Genomic DNA, 16,721 nt, shown 5'->3' with positions numbered 1-16,721 from the left:
CCTCATTGAGCGCTTTCAAAACCTTCAAGAACGTTCACGGCATTGATGCCGATTTCTTCTACCGCGTAACCGCCTTCCATCACGAACAGCGTGGGTTTGCCGAGGGCCTCGATGCGCTTGCCCATGGCCAGGTAGTCCGGGCTGTCGAGTTTGAACTGGGAGATCGGATCGTCCTTGAACGTGTCGACACCCAGGGAGACGACGATGATCTCGGCGCCGTAGTGTTCGATCTCTTTACAGGCTTGTTCCAGCGCTGCGCTCCAAGTGTCCCAACCGCTGCCGGCGGGCAAAGGGTAGTTGAAGTTGAAGCCTTCGCCAGCACCTTCGCCCGGCTCGTCTTCATAGCCAAGGAAGAACGGGAACTCGGCTTCCGGATGGCCGTGAATCGAGGTGAACAGTACGTCGCTGCGCTCGTAGAAAATCGACTGGGTGCCGTTGCCATGGTGGTAATCGACGTCGAGGATCGCGACCTTTTTATGGCCCTGATCGAGGAACGCCTGAGCGGCGATTGCGGCGTTGTTGAGGTAGCAATAACCGCCCATCAAATCGCTGGCAGCATGGTGTCCCGGTGGGCGGCACAGGGCGAAGGCACTGCGGGCGCCGCGCTGGATTTCGGCCTGGGCAGTGAGGGCAACTTGCGCCGCGCTGTATGCCGCTTGCCAGGTGCCGGCGGTGATCGGTGCGCCACCGTCGAAGCTGTAATAGCCGAGCTCGCCGTGCAGGCTGGTGGGCTTGATGCGGCGCAGGGTGCGGGCCGGCCAGGTGTAGGGCAGCAAGTCGCCGTCGGTGTTGAACTCGGTCCACCGGGCCCAGGCGCCTTTGAAAAAGTCGAGGTAGGCGCGGCTGTGGATGCGCTCGATCGGACCGAGGCCGAAATTCTGTGGTGCTTCGACGGGGCCGAGGTTCTGGTGTTGCACCCGGGCCAGCACGTGGTCGGCGCGCGACGGCATTTCGAAGCAGGGCTTGAGTTGCCCGTCTATCAATTCACAACGGCCGTGGTGCAGGTGGTGATCGTCCGAGTAGATCGTCAGCATTTTGTTGTTCTCCGCAGGCTGATTCGGTTGCACACAGTCTTGCGGCGCGGATGATTTTGGAGAACGGCAGGAAAGGCCAAAAGGGGATCGATATGGCCAAAAGAACTGACCGAAATTCGCCCCTTCTTAGCGCGAGCATGCCCGATTGTGAGCATGGAATGCCGAAACTGTGGGAGCGGGCTTGCCCGCGAAGGCGGTGTTTCGGCCGCTGGAGATGTGTCGGATGTACCGGCCTCTTCGCGGGCAAGGCCGCTCCTACACGTGTTATCCATGTGGCCGGAACTGGCTGGGTGCCACACCGCTCCAGCGCACAAACGCATGGCGGAAACTTGCGGTCTCGCTGAAACCCAGCGCCTCGGCGATCCGATAGATCGGCAGTTGATCCTCGCAAAGCATTTGCTTGGCCTGTTCGAAGCGCAGTTCATCAAGCAATTCCTGATAACCGCACCCCAGGTCCTTGAGGTGTCGCCGCAACGTGCGCGCCGAACAGTTCATCTGCTCGGCCAGGCCTTCCAGCCCAGGTGCGGCGTTCAACTGCGCGCCGAGCAATTGCCGAATCCGCCCCAGCCACGCCTGACGCCCGGTGAACTCGGTGTTCTGCTTGCGGCAGCGTTCGGCCATAGCCTGATGGGTGATGACATCGGCCAGCGGCAGCGGCTGGTCGAGCCAGCGCCGGTCGAAAGCAAACGCGTTGTCCCGCCTCCCAAAGTGCAACGGGCAGTTGAAGTGTTGGGCGTAAGTCGCTTCATAGTCGGGTGCGGCGTGTTCGAAGCGTGTGGCCCGCAACGGCAGCGGATGCCCGAGCAGGTCGTTGCAGATGACTTTCAGCGACACCAGACAGAACTCGGCGTTGAACACCGCGAGCGCCGGGTTCTCCCGATAATCGGCGGCGACGAACCAGACACGCTCACCGTCGTCTTCCAGGCTCAATTCGAAAAGTGTTCCCAGCAGCGCCGGATATCGCATCGCCAGACGTAACGCGTCACCGAAGGTGGCACTGGTGAGCAACGCATAACCGAGCATGCCGTAGGACGAAACGTGCATGCGCCCGCCCAATTCCAGACCGATATCGCGTTTGAGCGCGACAGCGTTAGCGCAGACCTGCATTTCCTGGTTGGTGGTGATACGCGTGTCGGCCCGGTTCAGATCCGCCGCGTTGATACCACTGCCAGCCAACAGCGTTTCGCTGGACAAGCCTTCGGCCTTGAAGGTGTCGAGCACCAGGGAGACGGCGTTGAGGGTGGTGAGGTGGGAGTGGAGCATGGGGATGTTCCAGCCTTGGGATGGCTGAAACGCAGCAAGTTACATGCCTGATGAGATCCTGTGGGAGCGAGCCTGCTCGCGATGGCGGTGTGTCAGTCAGCATCAATGTTGGATGGACGGCCGCTATCGCGAGCAGGCTCGCTCCCACAGGGTTTTGCAGGGTGTCAGCTCAGTTCGCCGCAGAGGTCGAATTCTACTAGCTGTCGTACTTCAGAAGTTTCCAGCCCTGCACCCAACAGCGCGTGCAACTTGCCGAATGCCGCCTCGCGCGTCATGCCACCACCGGACAACACGCCGACACCACGCAGACGACTACCGGCCTCGTAAACGTCCAGCTCGACGCCACCTTCATGGCATTGGGTGACGGCTACCACCACAACACTCTTGTCCCGCGCCCGCTCCAGGCTGGCGAGAAACTCCGGGTTATCGCTCGGCCCGGTGCCGCTGCCGTAGCACTCCAGCACCAGGCCTTGAATGCCGCTGTCGAGCAGGCCGTCGAGTATCGCGGCGCCGATGCCGGGGAACAGCGGCAGCACAGCGACTGTCGTCAATTGTTTGATCTTGCGGTAATGCAACTCCACTGGCAGCGCTGGCGCCTTCACGCCTGCGCCCTGACGCTCCAGGCGTTTGAACGGATGACGCCCGAAACTGCGCACCTTCGCGCAACGGGTCGGGTCCAGCAGTTCTCCGTGGAAATACAGATGAACGCCCGGTGCCAGACCTTGGCCCAAGGCAACCAGCGCGCCGCTGAGGTTTTCCCAGGCATCGCTGTCAGTTACGCCGGCCGGCAGCATGGAACCGGTGAACACCACGCGGGCCTGCAGGCCGAGCAATTGAAAGCTCATGGCTGCGGCGCTGTAGGCCAAGGTGTCGGTGCCGTGCAGGATCAGCACGCTGTCGCAGCCCTGCACATCAACAGCATCGACCACCGCTTCACGCAGTTGCTGCCAGTAAACCGGGGTCATGTTGGCGCTGTCGATCAGCGGCGACATCTCGCGAAAGCGCCATTGCGGCACCACGAGTTCAGGTTGGCTGTGCAGATACTCGCGCATCCGCGCTTCAAAACCGGACGCCGGAGCCAGGCCATTGGCGCTGGCTTGCATACCGATGGTGCCGCCGGTGTAGAGCACCATGACGTGCTGTGCGGCAGGGTAGGTCGAGGAATTCATGGAGACTCTCCGAGAACAATGAGTTCCATTGTGGGAGCGAGCCTGCTCGCGAAAGGGTCGGAACATTCAACATCAATGTTGACTGTCAAACCGCCTTCGCGAGCAGGCTCGCTCCCACATGGGATTGCGCACTTTAACCGATCAGCGTTGCGCTGCGGGTACGCCTTGTGGCTCAGCTTCAGCCTTTGGGGCCGCGGCTGGAGGATTGGCTGGCCAGGCGTTCAAGTCCAGGTCCAGATCCGGGAATTTGCTCGAATCGAACACCGGCGTCTTGATCCCGGCCGCACGCTGGTCGTCGTAGTCACGCAGGATGCGCATGCCGACCTTGAACAGCAGGAACAACGCGATCAGGTTCACGAACGCGAGCATGGTCATGGTGATGTCGGCGAAGGCGAATACGGTGCCGAGGTTTTCGATCGCACCCCAGAAGATCAGCACCAATACCAGCGCGCGGTAGCCGATCAGCGCCTTGCGGTTTTCACCGATCAAAAAGCGCAGGTTGCTCTCGCCCAGGTAGTAGTTGTAGAGGATCGAGGTGAACACGAACAACGACAGGGCTACGGAGATGAAACTCCGGCCCCAGTTACCGACCACGGCAGCCAGCGAGTTTTGGGTCAGGGCAATGCCGTCGCCTTCGAAGCCCGGGGTGTAGAAACCCGACAGCAGGATCAGCAATGCGGTGCAGGTGCAGATCACGAAGGTGTCGAGGAACACGCTGAATGCCTGGACCACACCTTGTGCCACCGGGTGCTCGACCGACGCGACGGCGGCCACGTTAGGTGCACTGCCCAGGCCCGCTTCGTTGGCGAATACGCCACGTTTCACGCCCATGACGATGGCACTGCCAATCAGGCCGCCGAACGCCTGGTCGAGACCGAAGGCACTTTTGACGATGGTCATCAGCATGGCTGGAACGTGGTCGAACTGAAGCACGATCACGTAGAGGGTCACGCCGATGTACACCAGGGTTTTCACCGGCACCAGCAGGTCGGCGACCTTGGCGATCCGCTTGATCCCGCCGATGAACACCAGCCCCAGCAATACCGCCAGGGCCAAGCCTGTGTAGGTGGTGTCGAGGCCGAACGCGTTGTTCAGGGAGTGGGTCACGGCGTGGGATTGCAGGCCGTTGAAGGCAAACCCGAAGGTCACCAGCAACAGGAACGCCATGATCATGCCCAGCCAGCGTTTTTGCAGGCCGTGCTGGATGTAATAGGACGGGCCGCCACGGTACGTGCCGTCGGAGTCGCAGCGCTTGTAGAGCTGGCCGAGGGAGCATTCGAAGAAGCTGCTGGACATGCCGACCAGCGCGGTCACCCACATCCAGAACACCGCACCCGGGCCACCCAGGGTGACGGCGATACCGACACCGGCGATGTTGCCCGCACCGACGCGGCCGGCGAGGCTGAGCATCAGGGCCTGGAACGAACTGAGTTGACCGGCGCTGCTTTTGAGGCTGTCGCGGAACACCGCAAACATATGGAAGAAGTGACGCAATTGAACGAAACGCGAGCGGATCGTGAAGTAGCTACCGAGCCCGACAATGAGCACGATCAGTACTTTCCCTGAGAGGAAGTCGTTAATGACTTCGAGCATGGAGTATTCCTCGCTGTTTTTGTGTAGGCAAATGCTGGGCGAGCCGAAACATCGCGTTACACCGAGTTGCGCATGGCAAAACAGGTGAGGCGAAAGTTCGTCCCGATTTCATATTGCGGGTTTGTTATTAGTTCGGGTTTCGCATGGGTTTGGGCCTCGTTACCGACGACCGCTCACGCGAAGAGGGGCGGCACTATACCTATGAGTGTGCCGTCCGTCTGCACGGTTGTGGTGCAAGCGATGTAACGAGGCTTTGAAACACCTGACCCTTTGGAGGTCCGGTTCTTGTGGGAGCGGGCTTGCCCGCGATGCTGGCGCCGCGGTTTTTCAGGTACACCGCGTTATCGTTCATCGCGGGCAAGCCCGCTCCCACAGGTTCTGTTTTGCTGCCAAAGAGTTAAAAAAAAGGGCCTGGGGAATAAATCCCCAAGCCCTCAAAAGGTGAGAGGTGTCTAGTCCCTCGACCTGGTGAGCGTGGCTCTTGGTGCGCTTGGTTAAAAGAGCAAGAGCCGGCGTTGCGTTCGGTTAAGCCTTCAGAGGCACCAGACGCGGAGCAATCATGTTTTCCGGGCGCAGTATGTCGGCGAGCATTTCGTCGTCGAGCAGGCCTTCTTCGCGCACCAGTTCCAGCACACCGCGGCCGCTTTCGAGGGCGATACGGGCGATGCGGGTGGCGTTTTCATAGCCGATGTACGGGTTCAGCGCGGTGACCAGACCGATCGAGTGTTCGACCAGTTCGCGGCAGCGCTCTTCGTTGGCGGTGATGCCGACGATGCAATGCTCGCGCAGCATGTCCATGGCGCGTTGCAGCAGGCGGATCGAGTCGAAGATCTTGAACGCGATCAGCGGCTCCATCACGTTCAGTTGCAGTTGGCCGCCTTCGGCCGCGATGGTCAGGGCCAGGTCGTTGCCGATGATCTGGAAAGCCACCTGATTGACGGCTTCCGGGATAACCGGGTTGACCTTGCCGGGCATGATTGAGCTGCCTGGCTGACGCGCTGGCAGGTTGATTTCGTTGATGCCGGTGCGTGGGCCGCTGGACAGCAGGCGCAGGTCGTTGCAGATCTTCGAGAGCTTGACCGCGGTGCGCTTGAGCATGCCGGAGAACAGCACGAAGGCGCCCATGTCGGAGGTGGCTTCGATCAGGTCAGCGGCTGGAACCAGCGGTTGACCGCTGATCAGTGCCAGGCGCTGAACGGCCAGGTGCTGGTAACGCGGGTCGGCGTTGATGCCGGTGCCGATCGCGGTGCCGCCCAGGTTCACTTCGGTCAGCAGTTCCGGTGCCAGCGTTTTGAGACGCGCCAAGTCTTCGCCCAGCGTAGTAGCGAAAGCGCGGAATTCTTGACCCAGGGTCATCGGCACGGCGTCTTGCAGTTGTGTACGGCCCATTTTCAATACGTGGCTGAATTCCTGGCCCTTGGCAGCGAATGCCTGGATCAGGCTGTCGAGGCTGGCCAGCAACGCATCGTGACCCAACAGCAAGCCTAGACGGATCGCGGTCGGGTAGGCGTCGTTGGTAGACTGCGCCATGTTCACGTCGTTGTTCGGGTGCAGGTATTGGTATTCGCCCTTCTGGTGACCCATGGCCTCCAGCGCGATGTTGGCGATGACTTCGTTGGCATTCATGTTGGTTGAAGTGCCCGCGCCGCCTTGAATCATGTCTACCACGAACTCTTCGTGGAAATCGCCGCGGATCAAACGTGCACAGGCTTCGCTGATGGCAGCGTGCTTGGCTTCGCTCAGGTGGCCCAGCTCGCGGTTGGCGTCAGCGGCGGCCTGTTTGACCATGGCCAGGCCGACAACCAGCTTCGGGTAATGCGAAATCGGAACGCCGGAGAGACGGAAGTTGTTCACCGCTCGCAGGGTCTGGATGCCGTAATACGCTTGAGCAGGTACTTCGAGTACGCCAAGCAGGTCTTTTTCTGTGCGGAAAGATGCAGCGGAGGACATGATAGAAATCATCTCGATAGGGACCCGGTCGGTGCCGGAACACTGCAAATGCTAGGCTTGTGGAGAATTTTGGGCCAATGCTGTTAAACACTAGCCTATGCACATTCGGCATAATGCCCATGTGACGCCGTATCTGCGGCGAGCGTGTGACCTAAATTGGTGCGTGTCCGGGAGGCCGTGATGAACCTTGAAAGTAAATGGCTTGAGGACTTTAGCGCCTTGGCCGCCACCCGCAGCTTCTCTCAGGCAGCGGAACGACGCTTCGTGACTCAGCCGGCGTTCAGTCGGCGGATCCGCAGCCTCGAAGCCGCGCTGGGGCTGACGTTGGTCAATCGCTCGCGCACGCCAGTCGAGCTGACGGCAGCGGGGCAATTGTTCCTCGTCACCGCGCGGACCGTGGTGGAGCAACTCGGCGAAGTGCTCCGCCATCTCCATCATTTGGAGGGTGGGCAGGGGGAGGTGATGCAGGTTGCCGCCGCTCACTCGCTGGCCTTGGGATTCTTTCCGCGCTGGATCGCCCAGCTACGCAACGAAGGTTTGAACATCGCCACACGGTTGGTGGCGACCAACGTTGGCGATGCGGTGCATGCGTTGCGCGAAGGCGGTTGCGATTTGATGCTGGCTTTCTATGACCCGGACGCAGCGATGCAGATGGACCCGGAAATTTTCCCGTCGCTGCACCTTGGGCAGACCGAGATGCTCCCGGTCTGCGCCGCGGACGCCGACGGCAAGCCATTGTTCGATCTGGAAGGCGAGGCCAGCGTGCCGCTGTTGGCCTACAGCGCCGGTGCGTTTCTCGGGCGTTCGGTGAACATGTTGCTGCGCCAACGGGCGCTGCGCTTCACCACCATTTATGAGACCGCCATGGCCGACAGCCTTAAAAGTATGGCGCTGGAAGGTTTGGGCATTGCCTGGGTTCCCCAGCTGAGCGTGCGCGCCGAACTGGCTCGTGGCGAACTGGTGGTCTGCGGCGGCCCGCAATGGCATGTGCCGTTGGAGATTCGTCTGTACCGCTGCGCGCTGGTGCGCAAGGCTAATGTGCGGTTGTTGTGGCGCAAACTGGAGGGTGGTGCGGCTGGTGGTGGTTCGTAATGGTGCGCCGTTTGGAGCCGATACTGACGACTCCAGACGTTGTTTATTTATGGAACATTCTTCAAAAAGGCATTGATTCTTTCCCGGTTTGCATCGGTGTAAATATTGCAGTTGCTGGTCAAGATATTTGGACTCGGAACCATGTAACTGTCACACCACCAAGCACTCCGAAAGAGCACTTCACCGTTCTCGTGCGAGGCATCCAGCATGTGCCCAACTTCATGACCTACAATGATTGTGCTCTTGAGTGAGGCAATACCTACTTGCTCACCAACGCCCGCTATGCCGCCTACGCGACTGTTTAATGAATTACGGGTCAGCAGTAGAAATTTTGTAGTTTGCTGATAAGGCAGGTTTTGTTTGTTTCTATATTGGATTGCCAGTTTACTCCAGCTTTGGTAAGTAGCCTGTTCGTCAGAATTTTCATAAGCGAAATCAGTATAGGTGGGCTGGTGTCGAATAAATTGAACCGACACGCGCCGTCCAGTGGTCCCTTCAATCTCTTTAACCATGGGCAGGAAGTGTTTCGCATAAATTTCTGATTGTGACTCTGCTATGTCGTCGTGAATGAACGTATGGATGAAAATCGGCATTTTATCCACGGGTAGTGCTTTGAACGATCGTATTTGAATCTGAGGCTTTACAGGTGCCCAGGAAGTATCATCAATGGCGATGGTTGCCTGGGCAGTAAAGGCAATGAATACACTGCCAAATAATGCAAGTGTCAACTTTAATAATGCTGGCATAAAAAACTCTTTGTAAGGGATGGTTGTTGGTCATTAAGTTATATGTGGCCTGTCATGGAGAAAGTCACATACATCGTGGTTCTTGATTATTAATGGATTCGCACTTGGTTTCGTAGTCTGGTTGTGTATCAGAGAGTGTTAGGGGGCATTCTCTTTGTTGTTTTTCAATAAAAGAGTTTGATTGTGGAGAACTTCGTCTAGGGCTGATGTGAGTATCATCATTAAAGCGAAGTGCTCGCTGACTTTAGAGTCAATAAATTCTGATGGGCGGGTAAAGAGACCCGTCATGACAGATGGTCGTAGAAGGGGCTGTTTATCTGCCTCATTACGGTATACTGCGCGGCCTTCGGCCGGTTCGCCCGGCCTTAATTCGTACACTCAAGCCACGCCGGATATCCCGCGTGGCTTGTTGTTTTTTGACGCGCCTGCGGGCGCCCAGAGAGAAGAGGCACGACGATGAGCGCACTGGTTGGCGTGATCATGGGCTCCAAGTCCGATTGGTCCACCCTTAGCCACACCGCCGATATGCTGGAAAAGCTCGGCATCCCTTACGAGGTGAAAGTGGTCTCCGCCCACCGCACCCCGGACCTGCTGTTCCAGTACGCTGAAGAAGCCGAGGCGCGTGGCATCGAGGTGATCATCGCCGGTGCCGGTGGCGCGGCCCACTTGCCAGGCATGTGTGCGGCCAAGACTCACCTGCCGGTGCTGGGTGTGCCGGTGCAGTCGTCGATGCTCTCGGGCGTCGATTCGCTGCTTTCCATAGTGCAGATGCCTGCGGGCATTCCGGTCGCCACCCTGGCCATCGGCAAGGCCGGCGCGATCAACGCAGCGCTGCTCTCGGCGAGCATCCTGGGCGCCAAGCACCCGCAGTTCCACGCGGTGCTGAAAAAATTCCGCACTGAGCAGACAGACAGCGTCCTGGAAAATCCAGACCCACGCATCGCCTGAGGTTGTTGACGATGAAGATCGGTGTAATCGGTGGCGGCCAGTTGGGCCGCATGTTGGCGTTGGCGGGTACTCCGCTGGGCATGAACTTCGCTTTCCTGGACCCGGCGCCGGATGCTTGCGCAGCTGCGTTGGGCGAACACCTGCGGGCCGATTACGGCGATCAGGACCACCTGCGCCAGTTGGCCGATGAAGTCGATCTGGTGACTTTCGAGTTTGAAAGCGTCCCGGCCGAAACCGTGGCGTTCCTCTCGCAATTCGTCCCGGTGTACCCGAGTGCCGAAGCCCTGCGCATCGCCCGTGATCGCTGGTTCGAGAAGAGCATGTTCAAGGACCTGGGGATTCCCACCCCGGCGTTCGCCGACATCCAGTCGCAAGCGGATCTGGACGCCGCCGTGGCTTCCATCGGTCTGCCGGCCGTGTTGAAAACCCGCACCCTGGGTTATGACGGCAAGGGCCAGAAGGTTCTGCGCAAACCTGAAGACGTGGTGGGTACGTTCGCTGAGCTGGGCAGCGTGGCTTGTCTACTGGAAGGCTTCGTGCCGTTCACGGGCGAAGTTTCGCTGATCGCCGTACGTGCTCGTGATGGTGAAACCAGGTTCTATCCGCTGGTTCACAACACCCACGACAGCGGCATCCTCAAGCTGTCCGTGGCCAGCACCGATCACCCGCTGCAAGCCTTGGCCGAAGATTATTCCAGCCGTGTGCTCAAGCAGCTGAATTACGTTGGCGTGATGGCGTTCGAGTTCTTCGAAGTCGACGGTGGCCTCAAGGCCAACGAGATCGCCCCGCGTGTGCATAACTCGGGTCACTGGACCACGGAAGGCGCCGAGTGCAGCCAGTTCGAAAACCACCTTCGGGCCGTTGCCGGTCTGCCGCTGGGTTCGACGGCCAAGGTCGGCGAGAGCGCGATGCTCAACTTCATCGGCAAAGTGCCGGAGACCGAGCAAGTCCTGGCCATTGCCGATTGCCATCTGCATCACTATGGCAAGGCGTTCAAGGTCGGTCGCAAGGTCGGTCACGCCAACCTGCGTTGTGCGGACCGCGAGACGCTGGCGGCACAGATCCTCAAGGTCGAAGCGCTCATCGCCGAATAAACAGTTTCATGTGGCAGCGGCGGAACCATTTCGGGGCCGCCGTTCTCTCATGGCAGGATGCCAAAGTCTGACTAGGCTTTGGCAAGGACACAGCCATTCAATCAGAGGGAAATGCCATGGGAATTATCGGAACCATCTTTATCGGCTTGATCGTCGGCCTGCTGGCTCGCTTCCTGAAACCGGGTGATGACAGCATGGGCTGGATCATGACCATCCTGCTCGGTATCGGCGGTTCGCTGGCGGCCACATACGGCGGCCAGGCCCTGGGCTTCTATCAGGCCGGCCAAGGCGCAGGCTTCCTTGGTGCGCTGGTGGGTGCCGTGATCTTGCTGGTGATCTACGGCTTGATCAAAAAGAACTGATTCAGGCGACAAAGCCCTCTCTGCCGAGCAGCCGGAGAGGGCTAGAATGTTCGGCGTTGCACCGTCCTTTCCTTTGCCGAGCACCTCCATGCGCCGTTTGATGTTCACTCTTCTTTTACTGGGTACAGGCCTTGCCCACGCCGGCGAACTGCCGGAAACCGACTGGCTCGACCTGATGCCCAAGTCGGACCAGAAAGCCCTCGAGGCCATGCCCGAAATCGACCACAACTCCCCCGAAGCCAATGGCACCTTTACCGAAAAGGGTGGCATGAAACAGAGCAAAGGCTTGCCGGCGGTGATGTATTCGACCAAAACCGTGCCGTCGATGAACGACAAGAACATCCGCATCGGCGGTTACCCGGTACCGCTGGAATCCGACGCCAAGGGCCGCAGCACGCTGTTCTTCCTCGTGCCATACCCGGGCGCCTGCATCCACGTGCCGCCACCGCCGCCTAACCAGTTGGTGCTGGTGCGTTATCCGAAAGGCTTGCAGCTGGATGACATCTACACACCGCTGTGGGTGACCGGCACGCTGAAGATCGAGAAGGTCAACAACGACCTGGCCGATGCGGCGTATGCGCTGGATGCGGCGAAGGTGCGGGTAGTGCAGGAATCAGATTTGTAGGTGATCCAAATGTGGGAGCGAGCCTGCTCGCGATGGCGGTTTAACAGTCAACATAGATGTTGGATGTTATGGCCCTATCGCGAGCAGGCTCGCTCCCACATTGGGTATCTGGTGTTAGAGAGATTTGCTGGCGATGCTCACACCGAGGGTATGGCTTGCGCCCGGCGCTAGGCTCACCACATCATCCATCACATTCGCCGTTTCAATGCACAGCATGCGCTGCCAGCCATCATCGGCCATGTCGCTGAATGCGGCAGCGCGGTCGATCCACGGGTTCCAGATCACCGCCGAGCGTGAGCCGCTGCTGGTCAGCTCGATGCGCCGTTCCCACGCCGGATCGACAATGCTCAGCTTCGCCGGGGTATTGAGGTAGATGCGGTCGGTCTCGCCGGCAAAACCCAGCTCGCCGGTCTGGGTAGCGGTTTTCCAGTCGTTCAGCGTGTCGATGTAGCTCAAGTCATCCAGCCCTTCGATATGCACCTTTCGCACATCGCTGACCGCGAAGTAGCTGTGCAGCGCCTGGCTGATGGTCACTTTCTCAGTGCCCTGGTTAAGGCTGGTCAGGCTGATATGCAGTTGTTCATCCAGACGGATGCTCAGCTTCAAATCCACCTGATGCGGCCAGCCCGGCAGGCCGCCTTCGGGGTAGGGCAGCAAGAACTCCACTTTCAGGCTTTCGCCCTCCGCTTCAATGCCGCCCAGTTCCCAGTCCATCGCCCGAACCAGGCCATGTGCTGTCGGCGGTTCGTTGCTGACGCGCATCGCTTGAACACTTTGCGGGTTGCGCCCGAAGTTGCCGAACCAAGGCCAGCACACCGGCACACCCGCGCGGATGCTCTTGCCGGTCTTGAACACGGCCTCGTCGTTGAGCCAGATCAGCGGCGGTTGCCCGGCCAACTGATAACTGAGGATGTGCGCGCCTTGCTGGGCCACCAGCAATTCGGCCTGACCATGGCGGATGCGCCAGCAGTTCAGTTCATTCAGTTTCACGGCTTCAACGTTGGGTGTGCTCATGGGACAGCTCTCGATCAGGAACAATGACTGCAATGGACCGCGAAACGGTCGCCGGGTTTAACGCTTCCTGTTTTAACGAGCCCTGGGCGGAACCGAACGGGTGCGACCGCTGCCGTCGATGGCGACGAACACGAATACCGCTTCGGTCACCTTACGCCATTCGCTGGACAGCGGATCGTCGCTCCACACTTCAACCATCATCTGGATCGAGCTGCGGCCGATTTCCAGCGCCTGGGTATAGAAGGAGAGCTGAGCGCCCACCGCGACCGGAACCAGGAACGCCATGCGGTCGATCGCAACCGTGGCCACACGACCACCCGCGACTTTGCTGGCCATTGCTGTGCCGGCCAAATCCATCTGCGCTACCAGCCAACCGCCGAAAATATCGCCAAAGCCGTTGGTTTCGCGCGGAAGCGCGGTAATTTGCAGGGCAAGGTCGCCTTGCGGGATCGGATCTTCTTGTTCGAGCTCTATCATGCCGGGGGTGCCTCTGACCCGTGACTCTTTATTGGTACTTCAGGTGAATAGCCGTCTTCGGGAAAAACGATTCAGCCCGAACATACTACGTTCGTCACGTTTTTCGTAAGGCGCCTAAAGGGAATCTCTGCGAAACCGACTGAGCCAAGCAATTATCTTGCCTGGCATCCAGCGCGTTTTCGCACAGCAACCCCTTAAAAATGCTGCATGGCCGCGAGTATATCGATCGGTAGACTCCGAGACGACCGTCCGGTTCTCAATTTGACTGTCGAATACGCACCTCTATGTGCTTTTTCGAACAATTTGTTATCGTGCCGGACCTGCCCAAGCCTCAGCCAGCGTTGTTGGGGTTGCAGATCCGACTATAAGAGAAGCCTTGCCATGACCACAGCGCCCTCGAGCATCGCGCAGCCCACTCAATCCGCACGTCCGCTGACCCGCAGCGATTACAAGACTTTGTCGCTGTCTGCGCTGGGCGGTGCGCTGGAGTTTTACGACTTCATCATCTTCGTGTTCTTCGCCACGGTGGTCGGCAAGCTGTTCTTCCCGGCCGACATGCCCGAGTGGCTGCGCTTGATGCAGACCTTCGGGATCTTTGCCGCCGGCTATTTGGCTCGGCCACTGGGTGGCATCGTCATGGCGCACTTCGGCGACCTGCTGGGGCGCAAGAAGATGTTCACCCTGAGCATTTTCATGATGGCGGTGCCGACCCTGATCATGGGCCTGCTGCCGACTTACGCGCAGATCGGCATGTGGGCGCCGATCCTGTTGCTGCTGATGCGGGTGATTCAAGGCGCTGCGATTGGCGGTGAAGTGCCGGGAGCGTGGGTATTCGTTTCCGAACACGTGCCGCAGCGGCATATCGGCTACGCCTGCGGCACCCTGACCAGCGGTCTGACGGCTGGCATCTTGCTGGGCTCGCTGGTCGCCACCGCGATCAACAGCTTTTACACGCCGGTAGAAGTTGCCGATTACGCTTGGCGGATTCCGTTCCTGTTGGGCGGTGTATTCGGTTTGTTCTCGGTTTATCTGCGCCGCTGGTTGCACGAAACCCCGGTGTTCGCCGAGCTGCAATTGCGTAAAGCCCTGGCCGAAGAGGTGCCGCTGCGCGCGGTGTTGCGTGACCATCGCGGTGCGATTCTGATTTCCATGCTGCTGACCTGGTTGCTGTCCGCTGCCATTGTGGTGCTGATCCTGATGACCCCGACCGTATTGCAGACGGTCTATCACTTCTCGCCAACCACTGCCCTGCAGTCCAACAGCGTAGCGATCGTATTCCTGAGCTTTGGCTGCATCATCGCCGGGGCTCTGGCGGATCGATTCGGTGCGGGACGAGTCTTCGTGTTCGGTTGCGCCGCATTGCTGGCCAGCTCATGGACCTTCTACCACAGCCTGGCTGACCATCCCGACTGGCTGTTCCCGATGTACGCCCTGACCGGCCTGCTGGTGGGCACCATCGGTGCGGTGCCATACGTGATGGTCAAAGCGTTCCCGCCGGTGGTGCGTTTCAGCGGCCTGTCGTTCTCCTACAACGTCGCCTATGCCATTTTTGGTGGCCTGACGCCGATGATCGTCAGCCTGCTGCTCAAGGAAAGTCCGATGGGGCCTGCGTACTATGTGGCAATCCTGTGCGGAGTCGGGATTTTGGTGGGTGCGTATCTTTGGAGGAAGGGGCGCTAAACCATAAACGGACAAGGCTTTCGCCAGTGCGAAAGCCTTGTCTCACATTCGCCTGACGGCAAACGTGCTCCGCGTAAAAGCATATCCTGTAAAGCGTCTGCTGCCTGTAGCGGCGCAATTACTTGATGCTCAATCATCAAGTCCAGTGACCAGAGCGCGCCATGCACCTGCAATCCATCTTTTTGTGCCTGACGCCTCAGTTTTCCGTCACCCGTCAGTAACGGGCGGCCTGTTTCCTGAGCAAGCAGGTAACACGAGACGTCCGCCAGAGAACTGTTGTTGTGCTCGACTTTGAGGCTGAAGAGTCGAAGCACTTCTGGTCCATCGAAAGATTCAACAATCAACCCATGGGCGAGCAATTCGTCATGGGGGAAATCTTCGAGTTCATGCAACACGAAATCCGTACAACAAAGTTTGAACGGCAGTCTGAACATCTGTTTCAGCAGTCCGGCGTTCCTGAAGTCGATCCAGATATTCGTGTCGCTAATGTAGATCAGACTCATGCACTCTCCAGTGAGCCCAAGAAATTGGGATCAAGAGCGCTCACTGGTTTGCGTAGAAGTTCAGCTGCACGAGATTTGGTGATCAATCCTTCAGCCAGTCCCCAGAACACCAACGATTCAAAACGTTGCGGCGGTTTGCATGGCATCGGCTCCGGTTCGGCCTTGCGCCAGCCATTTGCACTGAATTGAATTGTGAGGGATTTGTAGCCCCCATCGCTCAATAAATGCAGATCCTTGAGGCGCCGCAAAGCGGCGTGCATCGAAATTCCGTATTGGCGTTTAGCGATAAGCAGTTCGCGCGGATGAACCCGCGAACGAGGATGGTTGCCGAAGTCGCTGGTGACGCCTTTTGCCGGATAGAGAAAAGCGCCTGCAAAACGATGGCAGCAGTTTTCTTTATCTCGCTCTGGCATGTCCTCAGGCAACTTCATGACCCAATGCCCGAGTTCGTGGGCAGCGGTGAAGCGTATGCGTTCGCCTGGGCGCTCTGCATTAAGGGCGATCAAGACGTGGCGACCATCACCGGTAGCGGCGCAGGCGCCGTCGAAGTCGTCCGGCCCTATGAGCATCGCTACCTTGATGCTGTGCTCTTCCAGTTGCTCGGTCAGGTTGGAAATTGGATCGCTACCAATTCTCCAGTATTCGCGCAGGGCTTCGGCGGCGTGTTCAGCCTCCTCGATAGAGGTAACGGGCAACATTTGCGCTGGGGTGGAGGGAGTCTGGATGTCTGCCGGGTCAAAGCATTCTTCCAGAGCAATGTAGCGCTCAAGGTGTTCTCGAATCTGTTCTTCGACTTGAACCTGGCGATACTTCGGCATTTTCGCGAGTTTACGAAACTCCAACGGTGCCAGCGGCACGGCGTCCGCACGAAAGAAGTATTCGGGGCTGACCTGAAGGACCTTGGCCATTTGCAGCAGGCGAGACGAATTAGGGGTGCTTAACCCCTTCTCGTACTTACTCAGGCCTTGCTTGGTGATGTCGCCAAGCTTGAGCGCTAGAGCATCAAGGGACATGCCTCGCAGCAAACGGGCACGGCGAATTCGGTCGTTGATCATGAGTTCCTCTCTTGGTTGACAAGGCTATATTTTAGTTTCGATTTGTCAACCTCGCTTCGGTGTCTCGGTGCTTCTGCATTTTGAATGGTGGCCTTTCATCCAATTGTCATATTTCA

At 58.7% G+C, this 16,721-nt stretch carries 16 protein-coding genes; 6 read left to right on the top strand and 10 right to left on the bottom strand.

The window, feature by feature from the left end:
* Window positions 1-2: 2 nt before the first annotated feature.
* The 5 genes from FQ185_RS23570 to aspA all read right to left on the bottom strand — a co-directional run bounded on the left by FQ185_RS23570 (window position 3) and on the right by aspA (window position 7,009).
* Entirely contained in the window at window positions 3-1,034 is a 1,032-nt protein-coding gene (locus tag FQ185_RS23570) for a histone deacetylase family protein (RefSeq protein ID WP_149419530.1), read from the bottom strand.
* Window positions 1,035-1,298: 264 nt separating this feature from the next.
* Window positions 1,299-2,297, bottom strand: coding sequence for an AraC family transcriptional regulator (locus tag FQ185_RS23565; RefSeq protein WP_149419529.1), 999 nt, complete (start codon window positions 2,295-2,297; stop codon window positions 1,299-1,301).
* 164 nt (window positions 2,298-2,461) lie between these two features.
* Complete coding sequence (locus FQ185_RS23560; protein WP_149419528.1) at window positions 2,462-3,466, bottom strand: asparaginase; 1,005 nt, start codon at window positions 3,464-3,466, stop codon at window positions 2,462-2,464.
* A 141-nt stretch (window positions 3,467-3,607) separates the two neighbouring features.
* Window positions 3,608-5,059, bottom strand: a complete 1,452-nt coding sequence (locus tag FQ185_RS23555) for a sodium:alanine symporter family protein (RefSeq protein ID WP_149419527.1) — start codon at window positions 5,057-5,059, stop codon at window positions 3,608-3,610.
* Between the two features lie 525 nt (window positions 5,060-5,584).
* Entirely contained in the window at window positions 5,585-7,009 is a 1,425-nt protein-coding gene (gene aspA / locus FQ185_RS23550) for an aspartate ammonia-lyase (RefSeq protein ID WP_128874529.1), read from the bottom strand.
* A gap of 180 nt (window positions 7,010-7,189) precedes the next feature.
* On the opposite strand from aspA, the gene FQ185_RS23545 reads away from it, so the two are divergent.
* The gene (locus FQ185_RS23545) at window positions 7,190-8,101 is read left to right on the top strand and encodes a LysR substrate-binding domain-containing protein (RefSeq protein WP_149419526.1); all 912 of its coding nucleotides are present in this window, start codon (window positions 7,190-7,192) and stop codon (window positions 8,099-8,101) included.
* Between the two features lie 47 nt (window positions 8,102-8,148).
* On the opposite strand, the gene FQ185_RS23540 is transcribed toward FQ185_RS23545, so the two are convergent.
* Window positions 8,149-8,847 carry a hypothetical protein gene (locus FQ185_RS23540; RefSeq protein WP_149419525.1) on the bottom strand — a complete coding sequence of 233 codons (699 nt, stop codon included), beginning with the start codon at window positions 8,845-8,847 and terminating at the stop codon, window positions 8,149-8,151.
* 456 nt (window positions 8,848-9,303) lie between these two features.
* On the opposite strand from FQ185_RS23540, the gene purE reads away from it, so the two are divergent.
* The 4 genes from purE (at window position 9,304) to FQ185_RS23520 (ending at window position 11,876) form a co-directional block, all read left to right on the top strand.
* Window positions 9,304-9,795: a 5-(carboxyamino)imidazole ribonucleotide mutase gene (gene purE, locus FQ185_RS23535; protein ID WP_149419524.1), complete on the top strand. Its 492-nt coding sequence runs from the start codon at window positions 9,304-9,306 to the stop codon at window positions 9,793-9,795.
* Between the two features lie 11 nt (window positions 9,796-9,806).
* Entirely contained in the window at window positions 9,807-10,889 is a 1,083-nt protein-coding gene (locus FQ185_RS23530) for a 5-(carboxyamino)imidazole ribonucleotide synthase (protein WP_149419523.1), read from the top strand.
* A 116-nt stretch (window positions 10,890-11,005) separates the two neighbouring features.
* The gene (locus FQ185_RS23525; RefSeq protein ID WP_033059272.1) at window positions 11,006-11,251 is read left to right on the top strand and encodes a GlsB/YeaQ/YmgE family stress response membrane protein; all 246 of its coding nucleotides are present in this window, start codon (window positions 11,006-11,008) and stop codon (window positions 11,249-11,251) included.
* Between the two features lie 88 nt (window positions 11,252-11,339).
* Window positions 11,340-11,876 carry a DUF3299 domain-containing protein gene (locus FQ185_RS23520; protein ID WP_149419522.1) on the top strand — a complete coding sequence of 179 codons (537 nt, stop codon included), beginning with the start codon at window positions 11,340-11,342 and terminating at the stop codon, window positions 11,874-11,876.
* Between the two features lie 114 nt (window positions 11,877-11,990).
* Here FQ185_RS23520 and FQ185_RS23515 read toward each other — a convergent pair whose 3' ends face one another.
* Both FQ185_RS23515 and FQ185_RS23510 read right to left on the bottom strand, forming a co-directional pair.
* A complete protein-coding gene (locus FQ185_RS23515; RefSeq protein ID WP_149419521.1) occupies window positions 11,991-12,890 on the bottom strand; it encodes a D-hexose-6-phosphate mutarotase in 900 nt (299 codons plus the stop codon).
* Window positions 12,891-12,962: 72 nt separating this feature from the next.
* Window positions 12,963-13,367 (bottom strand): acyl-CoA thioesterase, encoded by a 405-nt coding sequence (locus FQ185_RS23510; protein ID WP_007896491.1) that lies wholly within the window; start codon window positions 13,365-13,367, stop codon window positions 12,963-12,965.
* 381 nt (window positions 13,368-13,748) lie between these two features.
* On the opposite strand from FQ185_RS23510, the gene FQ185_RS23505 reads away from it, so the two are divergent.
* Window positions 13,749-15,047, top strand: coding sequence for an MFS transporter (locus FQ185_RS23505; RefSeq protein ID WP_149419520.1), 1,299 nt, complete (start codon window positions 13,749-13,751; stop codon window positions 15,045-15,047).
* Here FQ185_RS23505 and FQ185_RS23500 read toward each other — a convergent pair.
* A complete protein-coding gene (locus tag FQ185_RS23500; protein WP_149419519.1) occupies window positions 15,044-15,550 on the bottom strand; it encodes a type II toxin-antitoxin system VapC family toxin in 507 nt (168 codons plus the stop codon). The genes FQ185_RS23505 and FQ185_RS23500 overlap by 4 nt on opposite strands.
* Window positions 15,547-16,605: a helix-turn-helix domain-containing protein gene (locus FQ185_RS23495; RefSeq protein WP_149419518.1), complete on the bottom strand. Its 1,059-nt coding sequence runs from the start codon at window positions 16,603-16,605 to the stop codon at window positions 15,547-15,549. Before FQ185_RS23495 ends, FQ185_RS23500 begins: the two co-directional genes overlap by 4 nt.
* Window positions 16,606-16,721 lie beyond the last annotated feature (116 nt).

The organism is Pseudomonas sp. ANT_H12B, from assembly GCF_008369325.1.
In the GTDB taxonomy this organism is placed as follows: domain Bacteria; phylum Pseudomonadota; class Gammaproteobacteria; order Pseudomonadales; family Pseudomonadaceae; genus Aquipseudomonas.
The sequence above is the reverse complement of the archived record's forward strand: the minus strand, read 5'-3'. Positions and strand labels throughout refer to the sequence as shown.

Excerpts from the sequence above, each read along its gene's own strand:
- FQ185_RS23555 (WP_149419527.1), bottom strand. The coding sequence starts at position 5,059 with ATGCTCGAAGTCATTAACGACTTCCTCTCAGGGAAAGTACTGATCGTG.
- FQ185_RS23540 (WP_149419525.1), bottom strand. The coding sequence starts at position 8,847 with ATGCCAGCATTATTAAAGTTGACACTTGCATTATTTGGCAGTGTATTC.
- FQ185_RS23500 (WP_149419519.1), bottom strand. The coding sequence starts at position 15,550 with ATGAGTCTGATCTACATTAGCGACACGAATATCTGGATCGACTTCAGG.
- FQ185_RS23530 (WP_149419523.1), top strand. The coding sequence starts at position 9,807 with ATGAAGATCGGTGTAATCGGTGGCGGCCAGTTGGGCCGCATGTTGGCG.
- aspA (WP_128874529.1), bottom strand. The coding sequence starts at position 7,009 with ATGTCCTCCGCTGCATCTTTCCGCACAGAAAAAGACCTGCTTGGCGTA.
- purE (WP_149419524.1), top strand. The coding sequence starts at position 9,304 with ATGAGCGCACTGGTTGGCGTGATCATGGGCTCCAAGTCCGATTGGTCC.
- FQ185_RS23515 (WP_149419521.1), bottom strand. The coding sequence starts at position 12,890 with ATGAGCACACCCAACGTTGAAGCCGTGAAACTGAATGAACTGAACTGC.
- FQ185_RS23565 (WP_149419529.1), bottom strand. The coding sequence starts at position 2,297 with ATGCTCCACTCCCACCTCACCACCCTCAACGCCGTCTCCCTGGTGCTC.
- FQ185_RS23560 (WP_149419528.1), bottom strand. The coding sequence starts at position 3,466 with ATGAATTCCTCGACCTACCCTGCCGCACAGCACGTCATGGTGCTCTAC.
- FQ185_RS23525 (WP_033059272.1), top strand. The coding sequence starts at position 11,006 with ATGGGAATTATCGGAACCATCTTTATCGGCTTGATCGTCGGCCTGCTG.
- FQ185_RS23495 (WP_149419518.1), bottom strand. The coding sequence starts at position 16,605 with ATGATCAACGACCGAATTCGCCGTGCCCGTTTGCTGCGAGGCATGTCC.
- FQ185_RS23505 (WP_149419520.1), top strand. The coding sequence starts at position 13,749 with ATGACCACAGCGCCCTCGAGCATCGCGCAGCCCACTCAATCCGCACGT.
- FQ185_RS23520 (WP_149419522.1), top strand. The coding sequence starts at position 11,340 with ATGCGCCGTTTGATGTTCACTCTTCTTTTACTGGGTACAGGCCTTGCC.
- FQ185_RS23570 (WP_149419530.1), bottom strand. The coding sequence starts at position 1,034 with ATGCTGACGATCTACTCGGACGATCACCACCTGCACCACGGCCGTTGT.
- FQ185_RS23545 (WP_149419526.1), top strand. The coding sequence starts at position 7,190 with ATGAACCTTGAAAGTAAATGGCTTGAGGACTTTAGCGCCTTGGCCGCC.
- FQ185_RS23510 (WP_007896491.1), bottom strand. The coding sequence starts at position 13,367 with ATGATAGAGCTCGAACAAGAAGATCCGATCCCGCAAGGCGACCTTGCC.